Raw genomic sequence first — 21,136 nt, 5'->3', positions numbered from 1 at the left:
CGCTCGGAAGGACCTCACCGTTTCTGCTGCCTGACACAGTTATCCGGACGTCCGAGCGTAGCCCCAGGCCACGATGTCGACGTACCCGACGTCGGCAGAGTGAAACATATCTGTTCAGGTCACGGAAGGGGGACGCGTTTCTCGAACAGGTCCAGCAGCAAGTCGCCGTGGTCGTCGACGCGGTCGAGGACATCGTCGGCGGTGAACACCAGCTGGCTGGCGTGCCGGCACGTCTCCACCTCGTTCCAGGTGAGCGGGGTGGACACGGTGGGGTGTGGGGGTTCAGAAATCCGGTCCATGCGTCGGACCTGCGGCGACAGGCGCGTTCGACGGGTAGGGCATGATCGCCGGCCATGTCGTTGCGTTTGCTCTATCTGATCTTCTTTCGGCTGGTGGGTTTGGTGGTGTTGCTCGGCCGCTCGTCGGCGTCGAAGAATGTCGAGTTGCTGGTACTGCGCCATGAGGTCGCAGTGCTGCGCAGAGGCAACCCGAAACCTCGTCTCGATTGGGCTGACCGTGCTGTGTTCGCCGCGTTGGTCCGCCTGTTGCCCAAGACGCTGCGGACACACCGGCTGGTTACCCCGGGCACGATCCTGCGCTGGCATCGGCGCCTGGTAGCCGCGAAGTGGTTCTATCCTCACCGGGTCGGTCGTCCACCGGTCGACGACGCGATCGCTGGGTTGATCGAACGGATGGCCAGGGAGAACCACAGCTGGGGCTACAAGAGGATTCAGGGTGAGCTGCTCAAGCTCGGACACCGGGTCGGCGCGTCGACGATCCGGCGGATCCTGAAGCGGGCACGTGTACCTCCCGTGCCGGTCCGGGACACCGACACGACCTGGCGGCAGTTCCTGCGCACGCAGGCCTCGACGATGCTGGTGTGCGACTTCTTCCACATCGACTGCGCGCTGACACTCCGGAGAATCTATGTGTTCTTCGTGCTGGAGGTCGGCAGTCGCTACGTGCACATTCTGGGCACGACCACGAATCCGGATGGCGAGTGGACTACGCAGCAGATCCGCAACCTCGTGATGGATCTCGGTGGTCGAGTCGACGAGTTCAGGTTCCTGATCCGTGATCGGGCTGGCCAGTTCTCGGCCTCGTTCGACGCCGTCCTGGCCGACGTCGGCATGGAGGCGGTAAAGATCCCTCCGCGTTGCCCGCGGGCGAACTGCTACGCCGAGCGGTTTGTGCTCACGGTCAGAACCGAGCTCACCGACCGTATGTTGATCCTGGGCGAGCGGCATCTGCGCGCCGTGCTCGCCGAGTACCTCCGGCACTACAACGGTCGACGACCGCACCGCTCCCGCGAGCTTCGCCCACCACAGCCGACCCACCCCGTGGCAGACCTCAACTCTCAACGGATCAGGCGACAGCGGCTTCTCGGAGGCCTGATCAACGAGTACGAACGGACGGCGTAAACCTACTGGTCAGAGCCGTCGGCAGACTTGTGGAACCCCGCAGGGGGTTTTGCCTGTTGGGGGCCAGCGGAAGCTGCACCGCTGCCAGCAGGCACTGACCTCTCCGGCCAACGGGCCGAACGTGTCGCGCTGGCCGACCGGGCGGTCGCGGTGAGCCGCCCCAACGTGTCGGCGTGGAGCACCAAGGTCGTGGAGCTCGTCGAGCACTGCAGCCGCCCCCCGATCGAAGACGCGGTGGCACAAACGAGCCAGCAGCGTCCGCTCATGGCTGATCGTGCATCCCCGCAAATCGGTGAGCGGTCGTCGTGAGTGCGCCGGTTGCTACGTGTGAGTCGGGCACGAGCAGTGTCCGGCTCGTCGGCATCTAAAGCATTGCGGTCAGGGCGGCGATCAGTGTGTGCTCCACGCCGTTGCCTTGGGTGTTGCGCAGGTAGTGGGCGATGAGGCCGTAGGCGCACATCGCGCCGCCGCCCATGCCCGGGTAGTCGGTGGACCAGCCGCAGGCATAGTGCAACGCGCCACCGGTGGTCAGCAGTTCGTCGCTGGGCAGGTAGGCGGGTACCTCGCCGGCGTAGCCACTGATCCAGATGCCGTCGCTGCCGCCGTAGTTGTCACGGCAATGGGCCGCGTAGCCTGACACCGGTTCACCGCCGATCATGACCATCCTCAGCGGCGTGCCACCGGCGAAGCGCCAGACCTGTACCGGTACCGGGGTGCTGAACGTGAAGCTGTGTGCGTCGATCTGGTTGATCATGATCTCGGCATGCCGACTGATCCACCCCGGCGAGTTCGCCTGGCGAACGGCGAAGTTGGCGCGGGCCACTGCGAGGTTGTCGGGTGTGTCGGTGATGTCCAGCTTGATGTCGACGTCGCGGTACGCGGTGAGGATGGGCCCGCTGATCGGACGGCCGGGCGCGGAGAGCGTGTTGAGCACGGTTTGGCCGAGGTCGGTGCCGTCCGCAGTCAGTGCGGGCCAACTGGAAGCGTTACGGGGATTCTGGTCGCCGGCCGTGCCGGTGAGGAACTGCGCGAAAATTCCGGCGTCGTCTTCGATTACCGAAACGGCCAACCCTGGGTAGTCCGGGTCGATCAAGGTCACGCCGGGGCCGGATACAGGGTGGCAGCCGTAACCGAACAGCACGGCGATGGGGGCGCCGTCGAGCGTGCGGGCGACCAGGACCGGCAGATCGCGTTCCACGGAGGATAGGCCCTCCCTGTTGTAGGAGAAGTCCTCGTCGGCGACTTGGTAGTCAAGGGTGCACGCCGTCGGGGTTTCTGTGAGCGTTTCACGGACCAAGTCCACGATCTGATCCTGCAGCCGGGCTACGTAGGCCCGAATTGCGTCCCGCTCCGGCGATGGGTCGGCGATGTTGTAGAGGGTGTACGCGGTGACGTCATCGTTGATCACCGGGCCGTTGTGGGTGTGCGTTGCCGTGAGCACGAAATCGGACGACGCGACGCCGAGCGCGGTGATCCGTGTTCGGATCGCTTGATGGATGGTGCGTGGGAAGGCAAGGATGTCTGCGGTCACGATGACATTCGGGATGCCGGCGTCCCAGATGATCGTGCACCGCGCGTACAGCGGACGGTTCACACCGGTCGCCGCACGAGGGCTGTCACCTGCGTACCCGGCCAGCGCGATTCCGAGGCCTGGGGTGATGTCGACCTTGCCGACCGCGATCGCCAAAGGAGTAGCTGCCGCGTCGGCCCGGCCTGGCTGCAGCCACGGTGCGGCGAGCCCGTAGCCGGCCAGCATCACGCCGCTCTTGAGTACCGGTCTTCTCGGGACCTCCATCTTGCCCCCCTCGTGCGTGGGTATGGATATGAGTCAGGTCTTTGACCGCTCGAAGAAGCTACAGCGCCGTCTGTAACAGATCTCGACAGCGGCGGTTGCTTCATCGTCGAGCTACAGCCGCCTCGCGTTACAAACGCGATATGGCCGGGCACGCAAGAACCTCGGCCGGCTCGGACGCGACCTCGGCATGACCCTCCCGCGCTCGGCCGGTGTGGGACGGAGTCGTTGGCGCTCAACACGATCGACGGGTCTAGCGCGACTCCAACTCCTCCTGCACTGACTCGACGCGCAATTCGGGGTCGGCGACCTGCGCGGTGCGCAGCGCACCTGCCAGAGTTTCGACGATCACGCCCGCATCGAGCGCGTCCCCTCGGTCAGATAGTCCCTGGTGAGTTGGTCGGCCGCCGTCGCGTAGAGCCGCACTGCCAGCCGCTCCGCGGGCGAGTCGAAGTCCAGCTCCAGGCTCGCGGCGAACGGCGCGCGACACCGCCGCCAGTGGGCGCTAGACAACGTCCTCAACGCGGGCAGCGGATGAACTGGTTCGATCCCGCGTCGTGGTGCGCGTGCAGGACGTGATGCGATGGGGCAGTCGTAGATCGAACAGCCCTTGCCGCCCACGTCGGGCAGCAAGGGGCAGCCTCGGATATGCAACCGCAGTCCCGTAAATGGACGTAGACGACAGCGTGGCGGCTGATCAGTCGAGGAAATGCCAAGATTTTGAGATTGATCATGGTGGAGTGACCGCGAGACAACCGAGTACGCCCAGGTCGCGCAAGATCGACATGTCACGAGCGGCGAGACCCTACAGCGGAAGTGGCGTCGGCCAACGATCTGAGACAGACGGCCGAAACAGAGTGGGCTGCTGTCCAATGCGCCACGCAAACACGACCGTTGGCTCAGTCACAAAGTTCGGCGGTGCCAACTTGATTAGCTACATGTGCCGACTTGATCCGTCCGCCTGCAGCCTCGCGCATGGAGTCGGAGGCACGGGGGACGTCGGCCTGGCACGCAGCACGCACGCTCCGACGCGAGTCTGTCTGCGGCCCCTCAAACAAGTTTAAGCGCATCCCAGACCGGGAGGCTGTTCGCTGCCCAGCGTTTGCGGTACTTAGTGCGGAACCATTGCTCGAAATCGTCGCTCCAGTGTGAGTGAAGGAGACTGACCAGCGCTTCTCGCGCATCGCCCATGGCCGGATCGTCGTAGTTCGGCGTGTAGCCGCCGTCGTCCTCGTCGTAGGCCAGCAGATCGTCCCGCTGTGCTCGCTCAGCGTCTTCCGCGTCACTTGAGAACGCATCTGGCCGGTAGTATTCGCTTCGTCCAAGGTCTTCATACAGAGCCAGGCGGACAGCACGGCTGAGCAAGCGCACTGTTTCTACTGCTGCCTTAGCGAGTTCCTCGAACTGCTCGATCTCGTCCTTGGGCGCCATCGCGACGTCTGCTTCATCCGCTGTCTTGGCGGTGTGGAGCGCTCGATTCTGCTCCTCAAGTTCTTTGACCTTGGCCTCAAGCCCTGCCACTTGGGCTTCGATCTCGGTTGTCCGTCGCTTGGCAGCTCTTAGGTCGTTGGCGTCGACTCGGGTCGACTCGGCCAAGCTCTTCAGTAGGCTTGGAAGCCGCTTGTCGAACCCGGCCTTCTTCTCCTCCCACATGGACGTTTCGGCCTTGAGTGAGAAGGTGCGCACGATCCGATCGTGCAACTGCGACAGTCCCGCTGACTGGTTGATCTTCGCTCCTTGGAACTTGCCGAGAAGTTTCTCCACGCGTCCGTAGTCGACCGGCGGAACCAACAAGGGGAACGCGGGCATCTGCAGTCCCCACATCGCGCCGATCTCGATCAGGCAGACTTCGCTGTCGAAGAACGCTGGCGTGAAAAGCGGCAGCACAAGGCCAGCGTCGGAGAGTTGCTCCCGGAGATACTCCAGGTAGTTGGTCGTTCCGACAGGAATGCCCATGCCTTCGAGCGATGTGCAGAGGATCCGCTCGTGGGAGAGCCCCGTGCCGAGCCGGATCAGGTCGGCCAAGGCGTCCGCGAGTTCCTTGTCAGCGGAGGCGTGGGAGATGAACACCCGGCTGTTTGCACTGATTTGGGGCACGGTGCCTCCACTACTTGTTCGTTTGGTGCTCGCCAACTCACCAGCCGTGAGGTCATATGCCTCCAGGCCCGCTTCCACGATCTCGTCCTGTCGCCCGTCTCGCTCAGCTTGCAGGAGCGCGGCGTTGACGTGCTTTCGGATCCCCCAGCCTTTGCTGACCGAGTCGTAGGTCAAGCCGAGGTCATGTGCAACAAAGAAGGCTTCAGCCCGTGCGCCACCACCGTCGACCATGGCCTCGATCAGGCGGGTGATGTCTTCGCTCTTTGCCACGAGCACACCATAGCTTGAGTTCTGACCTGTCCGGCGTGGCCGGGGAATGCTCGACTTCGTCTTCTTCGGTGTGGTTGTCCTGACGATGTGCACATCATGACGTTGAGCCGGTCGCCGCGCCTCCGGTCGGTCGTCCTGAGCCGGGCTAAATACGTCTTTTGTCGCTATTGCCCTTTTCGCCGGAACATGGCGGCGCTGGTAGCAAGACCTGACGGCCAAGCTCCTTCCAGGGCTCCGGCGTTGCCGGCAACACAGCCTCTCCCGCGCAACGGCATCCCTCGACGAGGAGCAGTGGGACGATCTCACCTTCCGACAGCCCTGGGCAGGCGATCACATCCTCGCTTCCGCGACCCACCGCTGAGGAAATGCCACGACAATGAGACTGATCTTGATGCCACCACCGTGAGACGATCGAGGAACGCCAGTCGGAACAAGATCGACATGTCACCCGCGGCGAGACCCTACAGGCGGTGTAGGGTCTCATATCCGGTGGCCAAATCTCATTGATCTTGGCCAACATTGGCAAATATGCCATCGGATTGAGATTGATCATCGCTGGGCCATCTGAGTGGGCCTTGGCGACTCGCCGATCGTCGTCGGGCCCTCGTGTGCCGGCGCGGTGTATGCCTGGGTGGCGTCCGCCGGCTCACCTGCGGTGGGAGACGATCGTGGTTACGTCGAAAACTCTTCCGATAGTCGGTTCATGTTCGGCTTCCAGACCACGCATCAGCGCTGGTGACCAGCTTGCTCGACATTGACGACAGACCTTGCGTGCAGCCGCGCCATGGCGTACTTTTCGTTCCTGCTAAGGGCAGCGCTACTATTCCGGAAGCTTTGGTCTGCTACTGTGAACGGCCTCACGCGTTTCTGATCGGCGAGCATGCGGGCGCAGACGGTGTTCGATAAAATGCCGCTTGAGGTCGCGCATATGTCGAGCCCGCTCCGCGACAGCTCCAATTGCCAGTGGTACCCGCCAACGCGGAGCAAGTCCGGGCACCGAGGTGTTCAAGTCCTTTGGCGGGCCCGGGCAAGACCTGCCCGTCGCGGCCACGGACGTGCCGCGAAGTCACGCTCAGCCTAATGCATGAACGCTGTCAAGATCATCAGCCAGCCCCTCGACCAGGGTGGGCAGCATCGCGAGGATCGCGCCAGCCAGTACGTGATCACCGTTCGTTAATACCGGACGCTGACCGAGACGTGCCCAGGCCAGCTCGCCTTCGACGACTGCGTTGAACATAATCGCAAGATCGAGCCATGTCCGGCCGGGTCGCAGGCGCACTCCGTAAGCATGTGAAACCTGCGCATAGAGGCTGGCCCAGCGAGGGAGCAACTGGTTGAGCTGGGCTCGGCAAAACTCGCGAACCCGCGGATGGTTGGGCATCGCGCTCTGGACGATGCCCTGCAGGCTGACAAGCGGATCTTCGAGCATCAACCGTACCTCTTCGTCCGCCAAGCGGCGAACGAACTGCCCAAGGCTCAAATCGGCGACCATGCTTTGACTTAGTGTCTCCATATCGTCGAGGTGTGCCTTCTGTGGAGCGAGCCGGAACATGTAAGAAATAAGGTCTTCAGTGTAGCGGTCTTTGCGATCCCATCGATATCGGAACATATTGACACTGAGTCGCAATTCGGGCGCGACATCTGCAGATTTTCGCAGAATTCGATCACGAGAGATCGATTCGAAAAGTTTCGACCTCTCGTCTTCCTCGAAATCAGGCTCGGCACTGTCGATCAGGTCCTCTCGCAGCAACTCCAGGCCTACATTGAGAAAAGCCCTTGTTTCCGCCATGTTGGCCAACCGTAGACGGGTATCGCGCTTGCGGCCGACCGCGATGTCGCGCAATACGGCACTGAGGTCATCGTCTCGCGGCGTTCGCGAGCCCGCCGTGACAGGCATTAGACCCTCCTACTCCCTCGCCCAAATGGAGCAACCAGCTCTGGGGCGCCCGGTCTGGGTTGAATATCTCGACATGCCAGTCTGGTGTTACAAGATTCAGGTTGGATCAATCGGGTTCGCCCCGAAAAGTTACCTTGGACAGACATTGGCGGCTGTCAAAAAATGAAGGGAGGAGTTCTTCGAAAGGGGGCGTCTATGCCCGTCATGTACATCTTCATCGCCGCAGGCATGTCCGCTGTTCTGCTGACGGTGATGGCCGTCGCGGGAGTTCGCGTGGCACGGCTCAGGCCGGCCACCACTTTCTGGCTTGCCGGGATACTGCTTGTCGCCGTCCTGGCGATCGGCACGGGGGATCCTTCGATGCTGGATTCCCTCGCCAAGCTGGCCCACGGGCTCCTGTGAGCGAACATCGACGACCGACTCCGGTCGCGCGCTGGCGCGGGGTCGTCGTGGTCGGGTTGGCGGCGCGTCACAGTTCGGCCTGCTCCCCGACGTCGAGAGGAAATGCCACAGGTTTGAGACTGATCATGGTGAAGTCGCCGTGAGACGACCGAGAATACCCAGGTCGCACAAGGTCGACATGTCACGAGCGGTGGGCCCCTACGGGCGGCCTGGCGATTCGATGTCGGGTATGGGGCCCCGATTTGATGGCCCTTTCCCGAAGATCTTGGCCCTGGATGGCCCTGGGGTCATCCGCCTGGGATTTATCTTGTCTGCCGGTCGATGGGCCGTTCGAGTGGGACCTTGCGACTCGCCGCGGCCTGGCGAACCGCAGCTCGGTTGAGTGTAGTAGCTCCGCCCACCACGACATCACCCACAAAACCCTGGTGCGCAACATCGGCAGACTCGAACGCGCCCTCGCCAGCTCGTGCACCTCGCGTCGGTCGCGCCGCACGCCGTCACCGGACTCACCGCCCAGGGTCACGGCATCGCCGACATCATCGCTAAAGTCCTTGCATAGCAACCCGAACTCAACGACTCGCCCTGGTGAACTGAGCGGGGCAGCCTCGACGTGTGGCCTGCGCAGGGACTGCTCCGGTTCTAGTGAGGGCGCAGGGCGGTATCGGATGGTTTGGGTGTCGGGAGGGTAGGCGCGGACAGTCATCCGGGCACAGGCGCTAAAGTGCTCCCGTTGACCCTGAGACCACGCCATGGTGATGGCCGCCAAGGACCAGTCTCGGGAGAAACACCACCACTGGTGGACTCCTGAAGCTGGCTCAGGGCCAGAAGGGAAGATTGCAGATGGCCGAACGGCCACACTGCGCTGAGTGCGGCGAGTGCACCACCTGTTTCGAGTGCGGTGCATGCACTACGTGTGCTGAGCGTAATGAACGAGGCAGACGACGTCGCCAGATGAGGAGCGTGGCAGCAAGTGCCACCCCGCTCCTCATCGGGCTGGCGACGCTAGTGCGAGAGGTTGCGTCTCTCGTCCACTGGCTCTAACCGCCTGCCTGTCACTGGATGCGGGGCCGGCTCCCTTTGGGGGCCGGTCCCGTGTCGTGTGCTGAAGGTTCGCTTAGCGTCCTCTGTGTCAGCAACCCGACCGGTGCAGTATTGCACGCGCGGAAACAGGAGCGGTAACTGAGTTGCCGCTAGAGCCCCGTTCTACGCGGCTCGGTGGCAACCTTGTTTCCACGTTTTCTACGAAGCCCAAGGTCGGTGGGCTGCTATCGGCCCACGCACGTCGTTGCGTTCTTCTGGTCTGGACGAGTTCACTGGTCCGGTGTGTCCGTGCGCTCGAGCGCGTACCCGATCTCGTAAAGGTGGCCTGGCAACGCGGTCTCGTTAACCTCGCAGACCCGTCCGTCCGGGCTGCGTGCGATCCGCCGCAGCCGCAGCATCGGTGCACTGGATGGTAAGGCCCACAGTTCGCGCTCCCGCGCGGACGGTGGGCGGGCGCCGACTCGCTCCTCCATGTCCAGCTCCGCCTGCAGGTGCTCCTCCATCCGGTCGAGGATCCCGCCCGGCCCGGTCTCGGCTTCCGCGATGACGGGGAGCTCGTCGACCAGCCACGGCGGCAGGTAGCTGAGGGAAACGTGGTGCACCTCGTGGGTGTCGGGGTCGCCCATCACGCGATCGCGGATGACCACCGGTTGACCCGGTGTGGTCCCCAGCAGCACGGCGAGATCGGCTGGGGGCGGCGCTGTCCGGACCTGCGGCTCACGAACAGCGACCCAGGACTGTGCCGCCAGGTCGAAGAAGTATCCCCGCTCGTCGCGGAAGATTTTGCGCTCTCGCACGATCACCTCGCGCACGGGCGCGGCCGTCACCACCGTGCCGCCGCCAACCCCGCGCCTCGTCTCGACCAGGCCCTCCGCGATCAACTCCCGCACCGCACGCTGGACCGTCTCCTTCGACGCGTCGAACTGGCGGGTGAGCTGACTGAGCGGCGGCAGCATGTCCCCCGGCTGGTACGTGCCGTCGACAATCGAGTCCCGCAGCTCTGCCGCGATCACCTCGTACGTCGGCTTCTTGACCACCACACCAGCCCCTCGACGCCGCCGGAAACCAAAGTCCTAGGACTATTGCGCATCAAGACCCCGACGTGCAATTCTCAAAGTCCTAGGACTTTAGGTTTGCGGTGGTATCCGGCCGGTACCTCGCACCACGTCGTGCACCACATCCAGCGGGGGAGTCAGTCGTGTCCACCATCGTGTTGCCCAGCAAACGGCCGGCCCCTGCTTTCCGCGTACAGCGAACCGCCGACCGGCGAACGAACCCCCAGAAGCACCACCAGACCACCGCGGCAGCCGTCACGGCCGATGTTCCCGACGCGGAACGGAGTGACGCCGAACTGCTGCACAGCGTGCGCCATGGAGAGCCCGCCACGAGGGCGGCCGCCTACGGCGCCCTTTACCTGCGGCATCGCGCGTCGGCGTACCATCTGGCCGGGCAGCCGGCCTGTCCGGACCACGAGGCCCACGACCTGGTCTCCGAGGCGTTCCTTCGCGTGCTCGACATCCTGCGGGGCGGGGACCGTGGCCCGGAGGACTCGAAGTTCCGCGCGTACCTGCTCACCACCCTGCGGCACATCGCCTACGACAGAACACGTCGGGAACGCAGGATCACCGTCACCGCGGACGTGGAGACCACCGCGATCGAGACGGGCAACCCAGACACGATCACCGTGCCGTTCCGGGACACCGCGCTCGCCGGTCTGGAGTGCCTGTTCGCCGCGCGCGCGTTCGCCCGGCTCACGGAGCGGTACCAGGAAGTGCTGTGGCACCTCGAAGTCGAGGAGCTGACTCCTCTCCAGGTCGCTCCGGTGATGGGGCTGACCCCGAACGGTGTCTCCGCTCTGGCCTATCGGGCTCGTGAGCGCCTGCGGCAGGAATACCTGCAGATGCACGTGCTTGAGCGTGACGGCCGTTCGCGGGGCTGTCTGGCGACCGCGGGAAAGCTCGGTGCGTGGGTACGGAAGGGGCTGGGGAAGCGGGAGAACATGCAGGTCGGTCAGCACCTGAGTGAGTGCGCGGCCTGCGGTGCCATCGCTGCCGAGCTGTACCAAGAGGTTCCAGCCTGAGCGATCGTCGCACGGGCGAGCGCCGGTAGCCGGCACACCAAGCCAAGGTTCTATCAAGGGCAAGGACTTTAAACGGCGTCGCTGCATCCCCTTGTGCTGAGCGTCCTTGGCATGCTGTGCGCCTGGACCACGCGGGAGTGGATCGAAATGCTCCACTCTCGGTTGCCGACGTCTTCAATGATCACCCGTTCACGGATTTTGTCTCAGGTGCCGTCTGGGAACGTCCACGGCGGGTCGGGGAGACTGGTTCTGGGGTTGCCATTGGTCGGGGTCGGTACCGGGCAGGACGTGCCGGATGCCTCCGCGCGGGTCGGGGACATCGCCCTTGTAGCGGGGGATCACGTGCAGGTGCAGGTGGTCGATCGTGCGGCCGGCGGCGCGTCCTTCGTTGACGCCGATGGTGTAACCGTCGGGTCTGTACTGTTCGTCGAGCTGCTGCCTGATCTGCTTGGCCAGGTCGTGGATCTCCGTGTGTTCGTCGCGGGTGAGGTCGAAGTACGATTCGACGTGCCGTTTCGGGATGATTTCGACGTGCCCGCGGGCGGCGGGGAAGTTGTCGACGCGGACGTAGGCCGTGGTTCCGTCGATCATGATCGTGTTGATCTCGGGGTCGTGGAATCGGCAGAAGATGCAGTCTGTGGCGCTGGATCTGGCAGGGTTGCTCGGCGGCGAGCTCGGTTCCATGATGGGTGGTCCTTGCTGGGGTGGGTGTGTCGGTTAGGCAGGGTTGTCGCGATGTGGTCGCGGGCGGTGGTTTGCCGGGGTGATCGGCGTGGTCGTCAGGCCGCGGTCACCGCAGATCGACGCCATACGGTGTACGACGTGCTCGATGCTGAGGGTGGAGGTGTCGACGATGATGGCGTCGTCGGCGGCTCTCAGCGGTCCTGTGGAGCGGGATGCGTCTGCCTCGTCTCTGCGGAGGACACTCGCGAGGACCTGCGCGTGACACCGGGCGTTGTCCTGGAGCATGCGCCGCCGCGCCCGGACTTCGGGTTCCGCGGTCAGGTAGAACTTCACCGGTGCTGTCGGGAACACCGCCGTGCCGATGTCGCGGCCTTCGATGATGCAGCGCCGGTGTTCGGCGGCCCACTGTCGGATGAGGGCGGTCACGCGCAGCCGCACGGGCGGCAGGCTTGCGACCACGGGGACAAGGACTGAGACCGGGTCCAGCCGTAGCTCATCTGGTGCGTATTGCTCTGGGGCCAGGACAGTGGCCGAGCCGCCTGCTGTGAGCAGTTCGTCGCAGAGTTCGGTGATCGCGGAGGTGTCCTCGACGGTCAGGTGTCGGTGCAGTGCCTCGTAGGCGATGATGCGATACGGTTTGCCGCTTTCGAGATAGTTCAGGCCGAGGGCGGATGCCAGGGCGAGGCTGGTGGTGGTCTTGCCGGCCGCGGCGGGCCCGTCGACCGCTATCACCGCGGACGGTGTGGTGTCAGACATGAGTCTCCTTCGCGTTGTGCCGCATCCGTGTGAGCGTGGTGCGGCAGATCGGATCGTTGGTGTAGTGGTGCGTGTCGCGTGCGCCGCCTGGTCGTCCGCGCGTAGCCGGCTGGTGTCGTGGGCGCCGGCGGGCGTTGTGGTGGACGGTTCGGTATCGGTCATCGATCCCTGTCTCCGTCGGTCTCGTCGGCCGATCTGTGTGGTTGTCCAGTTGCGCCGTCGGTGTCGGTGTCGGGGTGTGGCGGTTCCGGTGTCTGGTCCGGATCGAAGATCCGGGTGAGGGTGCGTTCGGAGCGGCGTTCGGCGGCGCGGAGATACAGCGCGAAGAACCCGCCGAGGGCGAGGAAAGCGGCGACGCCGACACGTGGGGGGATGAGCGCGCAGACGATGATCACGCTGATTGGCGTCACGGTCGCTGCCCGGCATCGGGCACGGCGGCGGGCGGCGGGCCTGTGTGGGGCGCGGATGTGATGGCGACCTGGACCGCTGTCTCGGACACCAGCCAGAGCAGCCGTGTTCTGGTCGTCGCGATGATGAGGCTTCCTGGGGCTCCGCCGGCGAACGCGCGCACGGCTTGCGCGCTGTGCGCGTTGTGGAGGCGCAGCAGAACCTTCCGCCTCTGCACCACGGTGCGATACCACCAGATCCGTCCTCCGGTCGTGCGCGGGCGGTATCGCCAGCCGCTCACCACAGCGAGCAGGTCCGCCGCGACGTCGCGGATGTCCACGACGTGGCGTCTGTCGCTGTAGGCGTTCAGGTCACTGCGGAGGTGGGTGTCCCACCGGTGCTCCTGCTTGGCGGTCCAGCTGTCCACGAGGGGGATGACGACCTCGGCGGAGCCGTGGACCACCACAGCATCGGCTCCTGTGCGCAGCGCGTGGTGAATCCCGGCTTCCAGGATCCGCGCCGAGTCTTCGTCTTCTCGCCCGACCATTTACTCCGGGCCTTCGGTCGCGGAGTGGAGCGCCGGCTTGAGACTGATCCGGCTGTTCTCCTTGCCATGTAAGGGTCGCAGGCGCACCGTCGCGGCGGATTGTTCCAGGCGAGGCTGAGAGGCCGCCCGGAATCGGTCCATGACCGTGCTCTGACGCACAGGGCACTGAGTGGGCGGGCGGTGGCCGGTGTCCTGGGTGGGGAGATGAGATCGGGCAGTGCGTTTCCGGGAGGGTGATCCGGACGGCCGAGGCGAGCGCGGGATGGTCACGGCGACACCGCGGGGTGCTGCTGGCTGAGATGGCATCCGGTGGTCACCTCGACCACCGCGTTGCGGGAGGCACCGAAGCTGAGGACAGCGCCGGTGGAGTCGAGGAGGGTGGCCGTGTAGTTGCCCGGCTGGTCCGAGGCTACCCCCGCACGCCGGAAACCCTGTCTGGCGGCCATATTCGTGACCAGGTCACGTGCCACGGTCCACTGTGGATGTGTGATTCCGTCGGACGCGGTGTACCACAGCGGCAGGGCCGCACGCTGTCCGTCGAGCGCGGTGAACTCCGGATCACAACTCCTGGCGCTGCCGCGGCTCCGGTTATCGCGGTGCCACGGTCCCCACGGCAACCGCGCGGACAGCGCGTCCCGCAGAGCGGTCAGGAGTTGCTCGTACCGGGTGACCACGGTGGTGATGTCGGGGCGTTGCCGCAGGACGGCGAGTTCTCGCGCCGCGGCGTCCGCGCTGCCGGGCCGTTCTGCGGGCGGGGCCTGGTGCGAGGAGCATGCCGACACCAGCAAGAGCACGAAGGCCAGCACGGAGCGTGTGATCGCGGCCGGTACGCGAGGTGAGTGGAAACGACGCATCTATTCCACCTCGTCACCGCGTGGGGCCACGGCATACAGCCGAGGCGGTCCGTCCTGTGACGGCGACGGCGGCGGGCCCTGCGTGTCGGATCGGCTGTTGCTCCCGCACGGGCCGAAAATCAGGCAGGTGGCGATCTCTGTGGGATCGATGGTGCGGGCGTGGTGTTCCACGCGGTCGAGCTGCTCGGGGAGGGCCTTGCCGTCGGTGCTGATCGGAACGGGGATACTGCGGTGCTGGAGGCAGCCGTCGATCGTGCCACAGGGCGTGACGATGACGGTCCAGTCTTCGCCGTGGCGGGCGATCGACACGTCGAGCCCGGCCAGATAGTGGTCTGCGGCGGTGAGCTCGCGATCGTCGGTGTCGAGCACGCCCCCGAAGCTCTCGGGGTAGTAGAGGTCGGCGGTGCTGAGGTCCGCGCTGCGGTCGAGAACTGTCCAGCCACGTCGGCTGAGGTACTCGATCAACTGATCCACCGGCTGGCCCTCGGGTGGGAGCTGGGGGTCGTCGCGGTGCGCGAGGAGAGGGGCGATGGCGGCGTGATGCCGGCTGGGTGGAGTGTCGGACATGGTCCTGCTTTCACGAGGGGTGGATGCGCGGGATTCCGGGGTGCTGGGCCCGGCGGGTGAGAACCGATTCAGTGCCAGTCGCGGCCACACCGTCCTGCAGTTCACGGCGGAAGGCCAGGGTGCGGAGGTTCTCGATGACGAATTCCGTGATCTTCGTGTCCGTGGGTGAGCCGGGTGCGCGTCCACATCAGGTGGTGGTGATCATGGGTGGGAGGAGCGTGAGGTCCGCGATGCGGCGAGCGACTTCGCGGACACCATTGCGACCAGCACCGCGGCGACGAGGACCACCATGTGCCCCGGGCGGGTATCCGAGTGTCGCGGCCCCCGGTCACGCGCTCGCCTGGTGTGGCCCGGCTGACCGGTCCGGAACGCGCCCCGTCGCGGTAGCGACGAAGGGCGGCTGCGGAAGCCAGTGGCCTTCGCGGGGGCACCATCGCTGACACCGGGCTCAGCCACTGGTGAAAGTGGGTTGATCGGCAGTACACAGGCCCGCTGCGCAGGATCCGGGCTGCTGCGTGGACGGTTCCCGGGGATGGCTGAACGCTCCACGGGTCGTGATGTCGCGGGCATGAAGAATCCGGAGGATCGTCTCGGCGTCCGTGCCCGTCGCGTGGCCGAGGGCGTGGCTGGTGAAGCCGTAGGTGTAGCGGCGGATGATGGTGTCGTGGTCCAGCTGACCGTCGGAGAGGCGCGGGATCGGCGGCAGCGATGGCCGTGGCGGAGAGGCTGGGGTTTCTTGGCGGGTTGCGATCTCGTCGAGCTGTCGCCGGTCTCGTCGGACGAGCAGATCGACGGGGTCGATTCCGCTGCGCTGGGAGACCTTGTGCGCCAGCGTGGGAGTGATGTTCCGGTGTCCGCCGAGGACCTTGTACATCATGGAAGCGTGGAAGCCGAATGACATTCCGAACCGTTTGCGGCCGAGACCCGAGTCGGTGACGATGGCCGCCAGCAGCTCGAGCGCCGTTGCCTCGTCATCGAGCTCCCCGCCCGCGTACCGGGGGATCAGCGCCGGCGCCGGGTGAGCCACCCGCGCCCCCGCGTCCGGCGTGCCCTGCCGGCGGAGATCATCGATGTCGGAGCGCGCCTGGCGCGCGAGCAGGACAAGGGGGTCGAGCCCGCAATACCGGGCGACTGCGTCGGCATAGGACACGCTGATCGGGGCACCGACCTTGACGATCTGGTGGAGATGACTGACATTCCGGCCGATCGCGGTCGCCAGTCTCGCCAGGGGAATATCGTGGGTGGCGAGGACATCGCGAAGGACGTCGGTCACCGTCAGGTCGTCATCGGGATCCAGTAGCACACGCATCTCGTCGTTCTCCGTCCTTTGTGGAGCAGTGGTGTGGCCGCATGGGTGCTGGCGGGAGGTGGAACTCGGGGTCGCCCTGCGTCTCTTTCGCTGGTCTCTGGTGCGTTTGCGCTCTTGGTCATGTGGGTCTTGGCTACCTGCGTGTCGGCGGGATCCGTGGCGTTGGTGGCTGGTTAGTCGGCAGGTGCCCGTGACTGGAGTTGCGGAACGACTGCCGCCGGCAAGTTCGCGAGGATCGTCGTGAGGTGACATCGCCTTGCGGCGGTTGGACGTCGGTGTTTCCATGTCGGGTGCGTGGTTGGCATTGATCGGGTGAGCGTTTGCGGGTAAGGCAGCAGGAACGGCAAGTGTGATCACGGCGCTTCACAGCGCTCTCGGAGGTCTGCGGTAATCGGACAGAGAGCGCCTTTCGATGTCGTTCGCGTCAAGGATCCGGTACACAGGTGTCGTGCTTGTGTGAGCGGCGCGGGCGATTCCGGCGACGCTGTATCCCTCGACATAGCGCGACACGATCGTCGCCGCGTCCAGCGTGCCGTCGGCGAGGCGGTCGATTGCCGGGGGCTGACGGCGATAGAACCGATTCATGATCGGGGGCTGGTTGGGCGGTGCCGGTGACGGGTTGCTGTGACCGCGGCCGCGTGGCTCGAGCGGCACCCCGCGCCGGTCGAGGATGCGCCAGATGGTGCCGTACGACACCGAGTTGTTCTTGGCGATGTCCGCGATGGCCATGCCGTTGCGGGAGGCTGTCTCGATCGCGTTCTCGTCGAGTGTGACCTGATTGCCGGTGTTGGGGTTGCTGCGGTCCTTCGGTTCCTCCGAGGCGATCTTGTCCAACTGTGCTTCTGCTTGGAGCATCAGCAGGTCCAGCGCCTCGACCTCGAATTGCTGCTGTAGGTGGTAAGCGAGCTCCGGACTGATCGACATCTCGCCTGCGAGAACTTTGCCGATATGCCCAGGTGTGAACGTGACCGATCTGGCGAATTGTGCTTTGGTGAGCCCGGATTTCTCCCAGGTCTCTCGAAGTAGCTGGTGAGCTGGCGTGTCCAACATGGCTTTTCCAGGCTGTGAAATGAATGTGGAGCAGACGTGCGTTGGTGGCTGATCACCCTCAGCCGGAGCGGTGAGGGTGATCGCTGTCGTCGTGGTGCTGGCTGTGGCTCGCGGACGTGTCCGGCGCGGCGAGGAGGCCGACGATCATCGGCCACACATCGTCGCCTCCGCTGTCGGTGGCGACCGGGCTGCTGGTGCTGGCCGGTGCGGCCATGGCCCCACCGTGGATCCCGCCGTCGGCGGCAGCGACCGGCGCGCCACCGAGACCGGCGGCGACAACCGCCGCCAGGGCGGCCACGGCGACGCGCAACCCGCCGCGGCGGCGGGGTCTCGAACGTGATGCTGTCACTGTTTCCCTTCTCTTGTAGTGCTTCCTGACGCTGACACGGGAGGTGTGCGAGCGCGACCGTGGGCCACCGGATACGGCGGCAATACGCGCACGACGGAACCCGGTGCTCGCAGCATCGGCGGTCCGGCACCCGGACGCCCCGGGCTGCGACGTCAGGACATGGACATCGCGGTTCTCCGCGTGGCGTTCCCCGAACGCGCTGGTGGCGGTGTCAGCCGGGTGCGGGCTTGAGGCGGGGTTGTCCTCGGCGAGCGAGGCAGGCGCGCCGGTGCGGTCAGGGGTCTCGCTCGTCGGCACGCGCCGAGGGGTGAGGATGCGGCCCGGCCATCGGCGTGTGTCGGTGGCCTGCGACCGGAGCGCCGCAGGCGGCCTCGACAAGCTGCTGGTAGAGGCCCCGCGCGGGACCGGGGGACTGGGCCATGAACATCACCGGGGTATGGGCATCGGAACGGTCGATGACGATCCGGACCGCTCTGCGCGTGTCCACGTCGACGAAAAGGTGTTCGCGAACCGAGCAGCGGTGCACGATCCTGCGGCCGCACAGGCTGGACAGCCACGTTCCGGCGTCGTCGCGATCCAGCACCGCGGCGTCGGTGACCCTGGTCAGGCTGCAGCCGGCCAGCGCGACCGCGGCGTGGTCGACCAGATCGGCGAGCGGGACGCCGTGTTCCAGCGCCGGGTGGGTGGCGGCCGGGGCGACTCGCGGTGATGCGGTCACGACGCGGCCTTCGTCGCGATCGCGCACCACACCGGCAGCTCCGGGCCGGGCAGGTTCTCCGGTGGAGGACCCGCCCAGTGCGACACCGGCGCCACGCCCGGCGGCTCGAGGGTCCAGCCGTCGAACCAGCCGAGGATCTCGGCGTCGCTGCGCAGCGTGAGGTGTGGTTCGGTCGTCTTGCCCAGGTGTCTGCTCAGGGCGTCGAGCGCGGCGGCTTCCGCTGTCCCCGCCGGGGCGGGTCCGAGGGCGCTGACCCCGATCACACTGCCGTCGGCGATCTCGTCACGGTAGGCGCGGATCAGGGCCGCGACGTCGCCTGGCCAGTGTGAGGGGTCACCGACCACGGTGACGCACACGGGTTCCGTCAAGTCCAGTGACCAGTTTCCGGGCTTGTGCGTCATGTGCAGGGGCCGGTGCACGTCGTGGATCCCCGCCATGATCGCCGCCGCCCGCTCGCCGCGCGCCCGGCCGGCCTTGGCGAGGGCGAGGTTCAGGTATGCCCAGGTAACGGTCTCGCGGGCCACCAGGACCGTGGTGGGTGCGTCGACGACGGCCTTGACCGCGGTGTGCGGAGTGGTCGCGCCCAGCCCCGCGGGAAGTGAGGCGCGCAGGATGACGAACTGCCGGATCCCCCTGTCCCGCGCCGCGAAGTTGACGACGCGGTGGAGAAAATGCCGCTGTGCTCGCAGGCACCAGCGATAGCCCGGCACCTCAGCGTCGATCGCGTCGGCCAGGTGCCGGTCGGCGACGAAGACACCCATGTCAGTGGGCGGCTCGTGTGGTTGGTCACCGGTGCCCGGCTCGCCTGGTTTGTCGAGGAGGTAGGCGCTGAGACGGCCGACGGTCGGGTGGTCGACCTCCGCTGCCTGGTCGGGGACGGTCCCGGGTGGGGTCAGCGAGTACGGGCCAGGCGATGACGGGACGGTGGACCGGTCCTCCTGCACGGCGGAGACACCGTCGGAGGAGGAACGTCGTGTGCGGGCCGGGCGGCGGGCGAGCAGCGTGAGCATCTCCGGCACAGGCTGCACAGTGGACGGTGATGGACCATCGCCCGAAGGGGTTTGGGTTTCGATCCCGCCGAAATGCAGGAAGTCCCATTCGCAGGGGTCGACGAAGAGGCGTTCCAGCTCAGCGGCTGTGCGCAGAACCAAGGGCGACTGGGTGCACATCTCGAACTCGGCCTCCACCGGCAGACGCCGCGGACCGGAGGCCGCGGTCCGCGGCGGTGATACCTGACTCACCCACACCCAGCTGCCGGCGGATATGACGTTCCACAGCCCGGACAGCATGGTCTCTGGCGTCCTGGTGTGCTGAATCGCGGCGCCGATCAGCACACAGACCGGTTCGCTCGGCGTGATGTCACCAGCCACATCGGCCGCGCGGAGACACCGCTCGATGTCGGGGTAATCAGGCAGCCAGGCCACGTCACTGTTGCCCCGGCAGCTGCTCACCAGCCAGGACCGCACCGCGGCCTCGCGGTCGTCGAGCACGTACAGCACCCGGCAGCCCGCACCGGCCGGCAGGCGTTCGTGGGCTGGGCGCAGCGGAGGACGATCCGGATAGAACACGACGAACTGTCGTAGTCCGTCCTCGAGTGCCCGCCTGATGACCCTGTTCCGCTCCCGGTACTCGGCCGCGATCGTCGCCTCGATGCCGGGCAGGCAGTGGCGGAGCCGGGACACCGCCGCGTCGGCGCCGATGTCATCGCGTAGCCCGCCGAACGCGGCCCGCACCCCGGCACGCGTCACGATCCAGTGTGGACCGTCCGCACCGGGCGCCGTAGGGATATCAGGGTGACAGGGTTGGTCAGGCATCGTGGCGTACTTTCGCGTTCGCGGGAATCGAGATCGGGCGGAGGACATGCGTGTGCATCCCGGCAGCGCTAGGGAACTGGGCTACTACTTCGGTGGGGGCGCGATGATCCGCTCGGCCATCGTGATCTGCTGGTCGATCACGCCGTAGCTGCGCATCAGATCCGCCCAGCGCTGCAACTGCACGGCGGACGGGGAAAGCGGATAGATCGGCATCTTCATGCACAGCGCATCGCCGGCGTCGACTTTCATCTCGCGGACGGCGATCTGCTGAACGATGTCCGGCCTGGAGGTGGCTTCGGACGCGGCGCGGCGAAGGGCCCGCTGGAACGCCGCGATCTCCGCGGGGTGCTGGTGTGCCCAGCCCGCCTTGACCACATAGCTTCCGATCGGGATCGCCCCTTCGAAGCCTCCACCCTTGATGGGGTCGATCAGGGGGGTCAGATGCAGCTTGGTGGCCGGGCGGACATACGGCTCGGGCAGCAGCGCGGCGTCGACCTCCCCACGAGCGAGCAGTCCCGGCATGTCCTGGAACTTCGCCGTCGTCCACTGGACAGTCGAGGCGTCGACCTTGTGCGTGGCCAGAACCGTGCGGGTGAGCATGTGACTCACCCCGTTGTTGCCGTTATGCGCGATCCGCTTCCCAGCCAGGTCCGCCACGGTGGGCACTGAACCGCCGTCACGAACCATGATCCACATGCTTTCCGGTCCAGCCATCGCGGCCTGCGCGATCACCTTGAGATCCAGGCCGCTCGTGGCGATGGCCGAGATGATCGCGACATCACCGGCGTAGGCGATGTCCGCATCGCCGGCCATCAGCTTGGTGATACCCACCTGCCCGCTGTCCGCGTCCACCAGACTCACGGAGAGCCCCTGCTCGGTGAAATAGCCCCGTGCGATCGCGTGGCGCAACGGTCCCGTGTCCAGCACCGGCATCGCCGCCACCTTCGTCGATCCGAGGCGGCCGGGAGCCTGGTCGGAGTCCGCCCCAAGCGCACCGCACGCGGACGCGGACACGAGGAGAGCGGCACCCAGCAAGGCACCAAAAGTGGTGGACGCGCGCCGGCGGCGAGCCAAAGCCGTTCTGAACATGAAGATCTCCAC

At 65.9% G+C, this 21,136-nt stretch carries 22 protein-coding genes; 4 read left to right on the top strand and 18 right to left on the bottom strand.

Going from position 1 to position 21,136, the window contains the following annotated elements; genetic code table 11:
- Positions 1–119: 119 nt before the first annotated feature.
- Entirely contained in the window at positions 120–299 is a 180-nt protein-coding gene (gene ligD / locus L324_RS41510; RefSeq protein WP_081736268.1) for a non-homologous end-joining DNA ligase LigD, read from the bottom strand.
- Between the two features lie 54 nt (positions 300–353).
- On the opposite strand from ligD, the gene L324_RS43540 reads away from it, so the two are divergent.
- Positions 354–1,421 carry an integrase core domain-containing protein gene (locus L324_RS43540; protein WP_037305760.1) on the top strand — a complete coding sequence of 356 codons (1,068 nt, stop codon included), beginning with the start codon at positions 354–356 and terminating at the stop codon, positions 1,419–1,421.
- Between the two features lie 364 nt (positions 1,422–1,785).
- Here L324_RS43540 and L324_RS09525 read toward each other — a convergent pair whose 3' ends face one another.
- The 4 genes from L324_RS09525 to L324_RS09515 all read right to left on the bottom strand — a co-directional run bounded on the left by L324_RS09525 (position 1,786) and on the right by L324_RS09515 (position 7,477).
- Positions 1,786–3,216 carry a neutral/alkaline non-lysosomal ceramidase N-terminal domain-containing protein gene (locus tag L324_RS09525; RefSeq protein WP_152546774.1) on the bottom strand — a complete coding sequence of 477 codons (1,431 nt, stop codon included), beginning with the start codon at positions 3,214–3,216 and terminating at the stop codon, positions 1,786–1,788.
- A 345-nt stretch (positions 3,217–3,561) separates the two neighbouring features.
- Positions 3,562–3,735 carry a hypothetical protein gene (locus tag L324_RS42725; protein WP_161780841.1) on the bottom strand — a complete coding sequence of 58 codons (174 nt, stop codon included), beginning with the start codon at positions 3,733–3,735 and terminating at the stop codon, positions 3,562–3,564.
- A 528-nt stretch (positions 3,736–4,263) separates the two neighbouring features.
- Positions 4,264–5,580 carry a toll/interleukin-1 receptor domain-containing protein gene (locus L324_RS09520; RefSeq protein WP_152546773.1) on the bottom strand — a complete coding sequence of 439 codons (1,317 nt, stop codon included), beginning with the start codon at positions 5,578–5,580 and terminating at the stop codon, positions 4,264–4,266.
- 1,072 nt (positions 5,581–6,652) lie between these two features.
- Positions 6,653–7,477, bottom strand: coding sequence for a hypothetical protein (locus tag L324_RS09515; protein WP_037305758.1), 825 nt, complete (start codon positions 7,475–7,477; stop codon positions 6,653–6,655).
- A 195-nt stretch (positions 7,478–7,672) separates the two neighbouring features.
- Between L324_RS09515 and L324_RS09510 the strand changes: the two genes are divergently transcribed.
- Entirely contained in the window at positions 7,673–7,879 is a 207-nt protein-coding gene (locus tag L324_RS09510) for a hypothetical protein (protein ID WP_037305757.1), read from the top strand.
- Positions 7,880–9,189: 1,310 nt separating this feature from the next.
- Here the strand turns inward: L324_RS09510 and L324_RS09505 are convergent.
- Positions 9,190–9,960: a GntR family transcriptional regulator gene (locus L324_RS09505; RefSeq protein ID WP_051173803.1), complete on the bottom strand. Its 771-nt coding sequence runs from the start codon at positions 9,958–9,960 to the stop codon at positions 9,190–9,192.
- A gap of 158 nt (positions 9,961–10,118) precedes the next feature.
- Between L324_RS09505 and L324_RS09500 the strand changes: the two genes are divergently transcribed.
- Positions 10,119–11,000, top strand: coding sequence for an RNA polymerase sigma factor (locus L324_RS09500; RefSeq protein ID WP_051173802.1), 882 nt, complete (start codon positions 10,119–10,121; stop codon positions 10,998–11,000).
- Positions 11,001–11,189: 189 nt separating this feature from the next.
- Here the strand turns inward: L324_RS09500 and L324_RS09495 are convergent, their stop codons facing one another.
- The 9 genes from L324_RS09495 to L324_RS09455 all read right to left on the bottom strand — a co-directional run bounded on the left by L324_RS09495 (position 11,190) and on the right by L324_RS09455 (position 17,503).
- On the bottom strand, positions 11,190–11,684 hold the full coding sequence (locus L324_RS09495; protein WP_063624580.1) for an HIT family protein: 495 nt from the start codon (positions 11,682–11,684) through the stop codon (positions 11,190–11,192).
- Between the two features lie 33 nt (positions 11,685–11,717).
- Entirely contained in the window at positions 11,718–12,440 is a 723-nt protein-coding gene (gene cmk / locus L324_RS42720) for a (d)CMP kinase (protein ID WP_037305756.1), read from the bottom strand.
- Positions 12,441–12,598: 158 nt separating this feature from the next.
- A complete protein-coding gene (locus tag L324_RS42715) occupies positions 12,599–12,850 on the bottom strand; it encodes a hypothetical protein (RefSeq protein WP_161780840.1) in 252 nt (83 codons plus the stop codon).
- Entirely contained in the window at positions 12,847–13,374 is a 528-nt protein-coding gene (locus L324_RS09480; RefSeq protein ID WP_037305753.1) for a hypothetical protein, read from the bottom strand. The genes L324_RS42715 and L324_RS09480 overlap by 4 nt, the downstream gene beginning before the upstream one ends.
- Before the next feature lie 266 nt (positions 13,375–13,640).
- On the bottom strand, positions 13,641–14,228 hold the full coding sequence (locus L324_RS09475; RefSeq protein WP_037305751.1) for an LppA family lipoprotein: 588 nt from the start codon (positions 14,226–14,228) through the stop codon (positions 13,641–13,643).
- Positions 14,229–14,795, bottom strand: coding sequence for a hypothetical protein (locus L324_RS09470; RefSeq protein ID WP_037305747.1), 567 nt, complete (start codon positions 14,793–14,795; stop codon positions 14,229–14,231).
- A gap of 448 nt (positions 14,796–15,243) precedes the next feature.
- Positions 15,244–16,104, bottom strand: coding sequence for a hypothetical protein (locus L324_RS09465; protein ID WP_152546772.1), 861 nt, complete (start codon positions 16,102–16,104; stop codon positions 15,244–15,246).
- A 363-nt stretch (positions 16,105–16,467) separates the two neighbouring features.
- On the bottom strand, positions 16,468–17,154 hold the full coding sequence (locus L324_RS09460) for a helix-turn-helix domain-containing protein (protein ID WP_152546771.1): 687 nt from the start codon (positions 17,152–17,154) through the stop codon (positions 16,468–16,470).
- A 58-nt stretch (positions 17,155–17,212) separates the two neighbouring features.
- Complete coding sequence (locus tag L324_RS09455; protein ID WP_152546770.1) at positions 17,213–17,503, bottom strand: hypothetical protein; 291 nt, start codon at positions 17,501–17,503, stop codon at positions 17,213–17,215.
- 45 nt (positions 17,504–17,548) lie between these two features.
- Between L324_RS09455 and L324_RS42225 the strand changes: the two genes are divergently transcribed.
- On the top strand, positions 17,549–17,734 hold the full coding sequence (locus L324_RS42225) for a hypothetical protein (protein WP_152546769.1): 186 nt from the start codon (positions 17,549–17,551) through the stop codon (positions 17,732–17,734).
- A 43-nt stretch (positions 17,735–17,777) separates the two neighbouring features.
- On the opposite strand, the gene L324_RS09450 is transcribed toward L324_RS42225, so the two are convergent.
- The 3 genes from L324_RS09450 to L324_RS09440 form a co-directional block, all read right to left on the bottom strand.
- Entirely contained in the window at positions 17,778–18,221 is a 444-nt protein-coding gene (locus L324_RS09450; RefSeq protein ID WP_152546768.1) for a hypothetical protein, read from the bottom strand.
- A complete protein-coding gene (locus tag L324_RS09445) occupies positions 18,218–19,969 on the bottom strand; it encodes an SAM-dependent methyltransferase (protein WP_161780839.1) in 1,752 nt (583 codons plus the stop codon). The genes L324_RS09450 and L324_RS09445 overlap by 4 nt, the downstream gene beginning before the upstream one ends.
- Positions 19,970–20,119: 150 nt before the next feature.
- Positions 20,120–21,136 carry an ABC transporter substrate-binding protein gene (locus L324_RS09440; protein ID WP_152546767.1) on the bottom strand — a complete coding sequence of 339 codons (1,017 nt, stop codon included), beginning with the start codon at positions 21,134–21,136 and terminating at the stop codon, positions 20,120–20,122.

Source organism: Amycolatopsis orientalis DSM 40040 = KCTC 9412, assembly GCF_000478275.1.
Classification (GTDB): Bacteria; Actinomycetota; Actinomycetes; order Mycobacteriales; family Pseudonocardiaceae; genus Amycolatopsis; species Amycolatopsis orientalis.
Note: the sequence above shows the minus strand (reverse complement) of the source record. Positions and strands in the feature narration are given on the sequence as shown.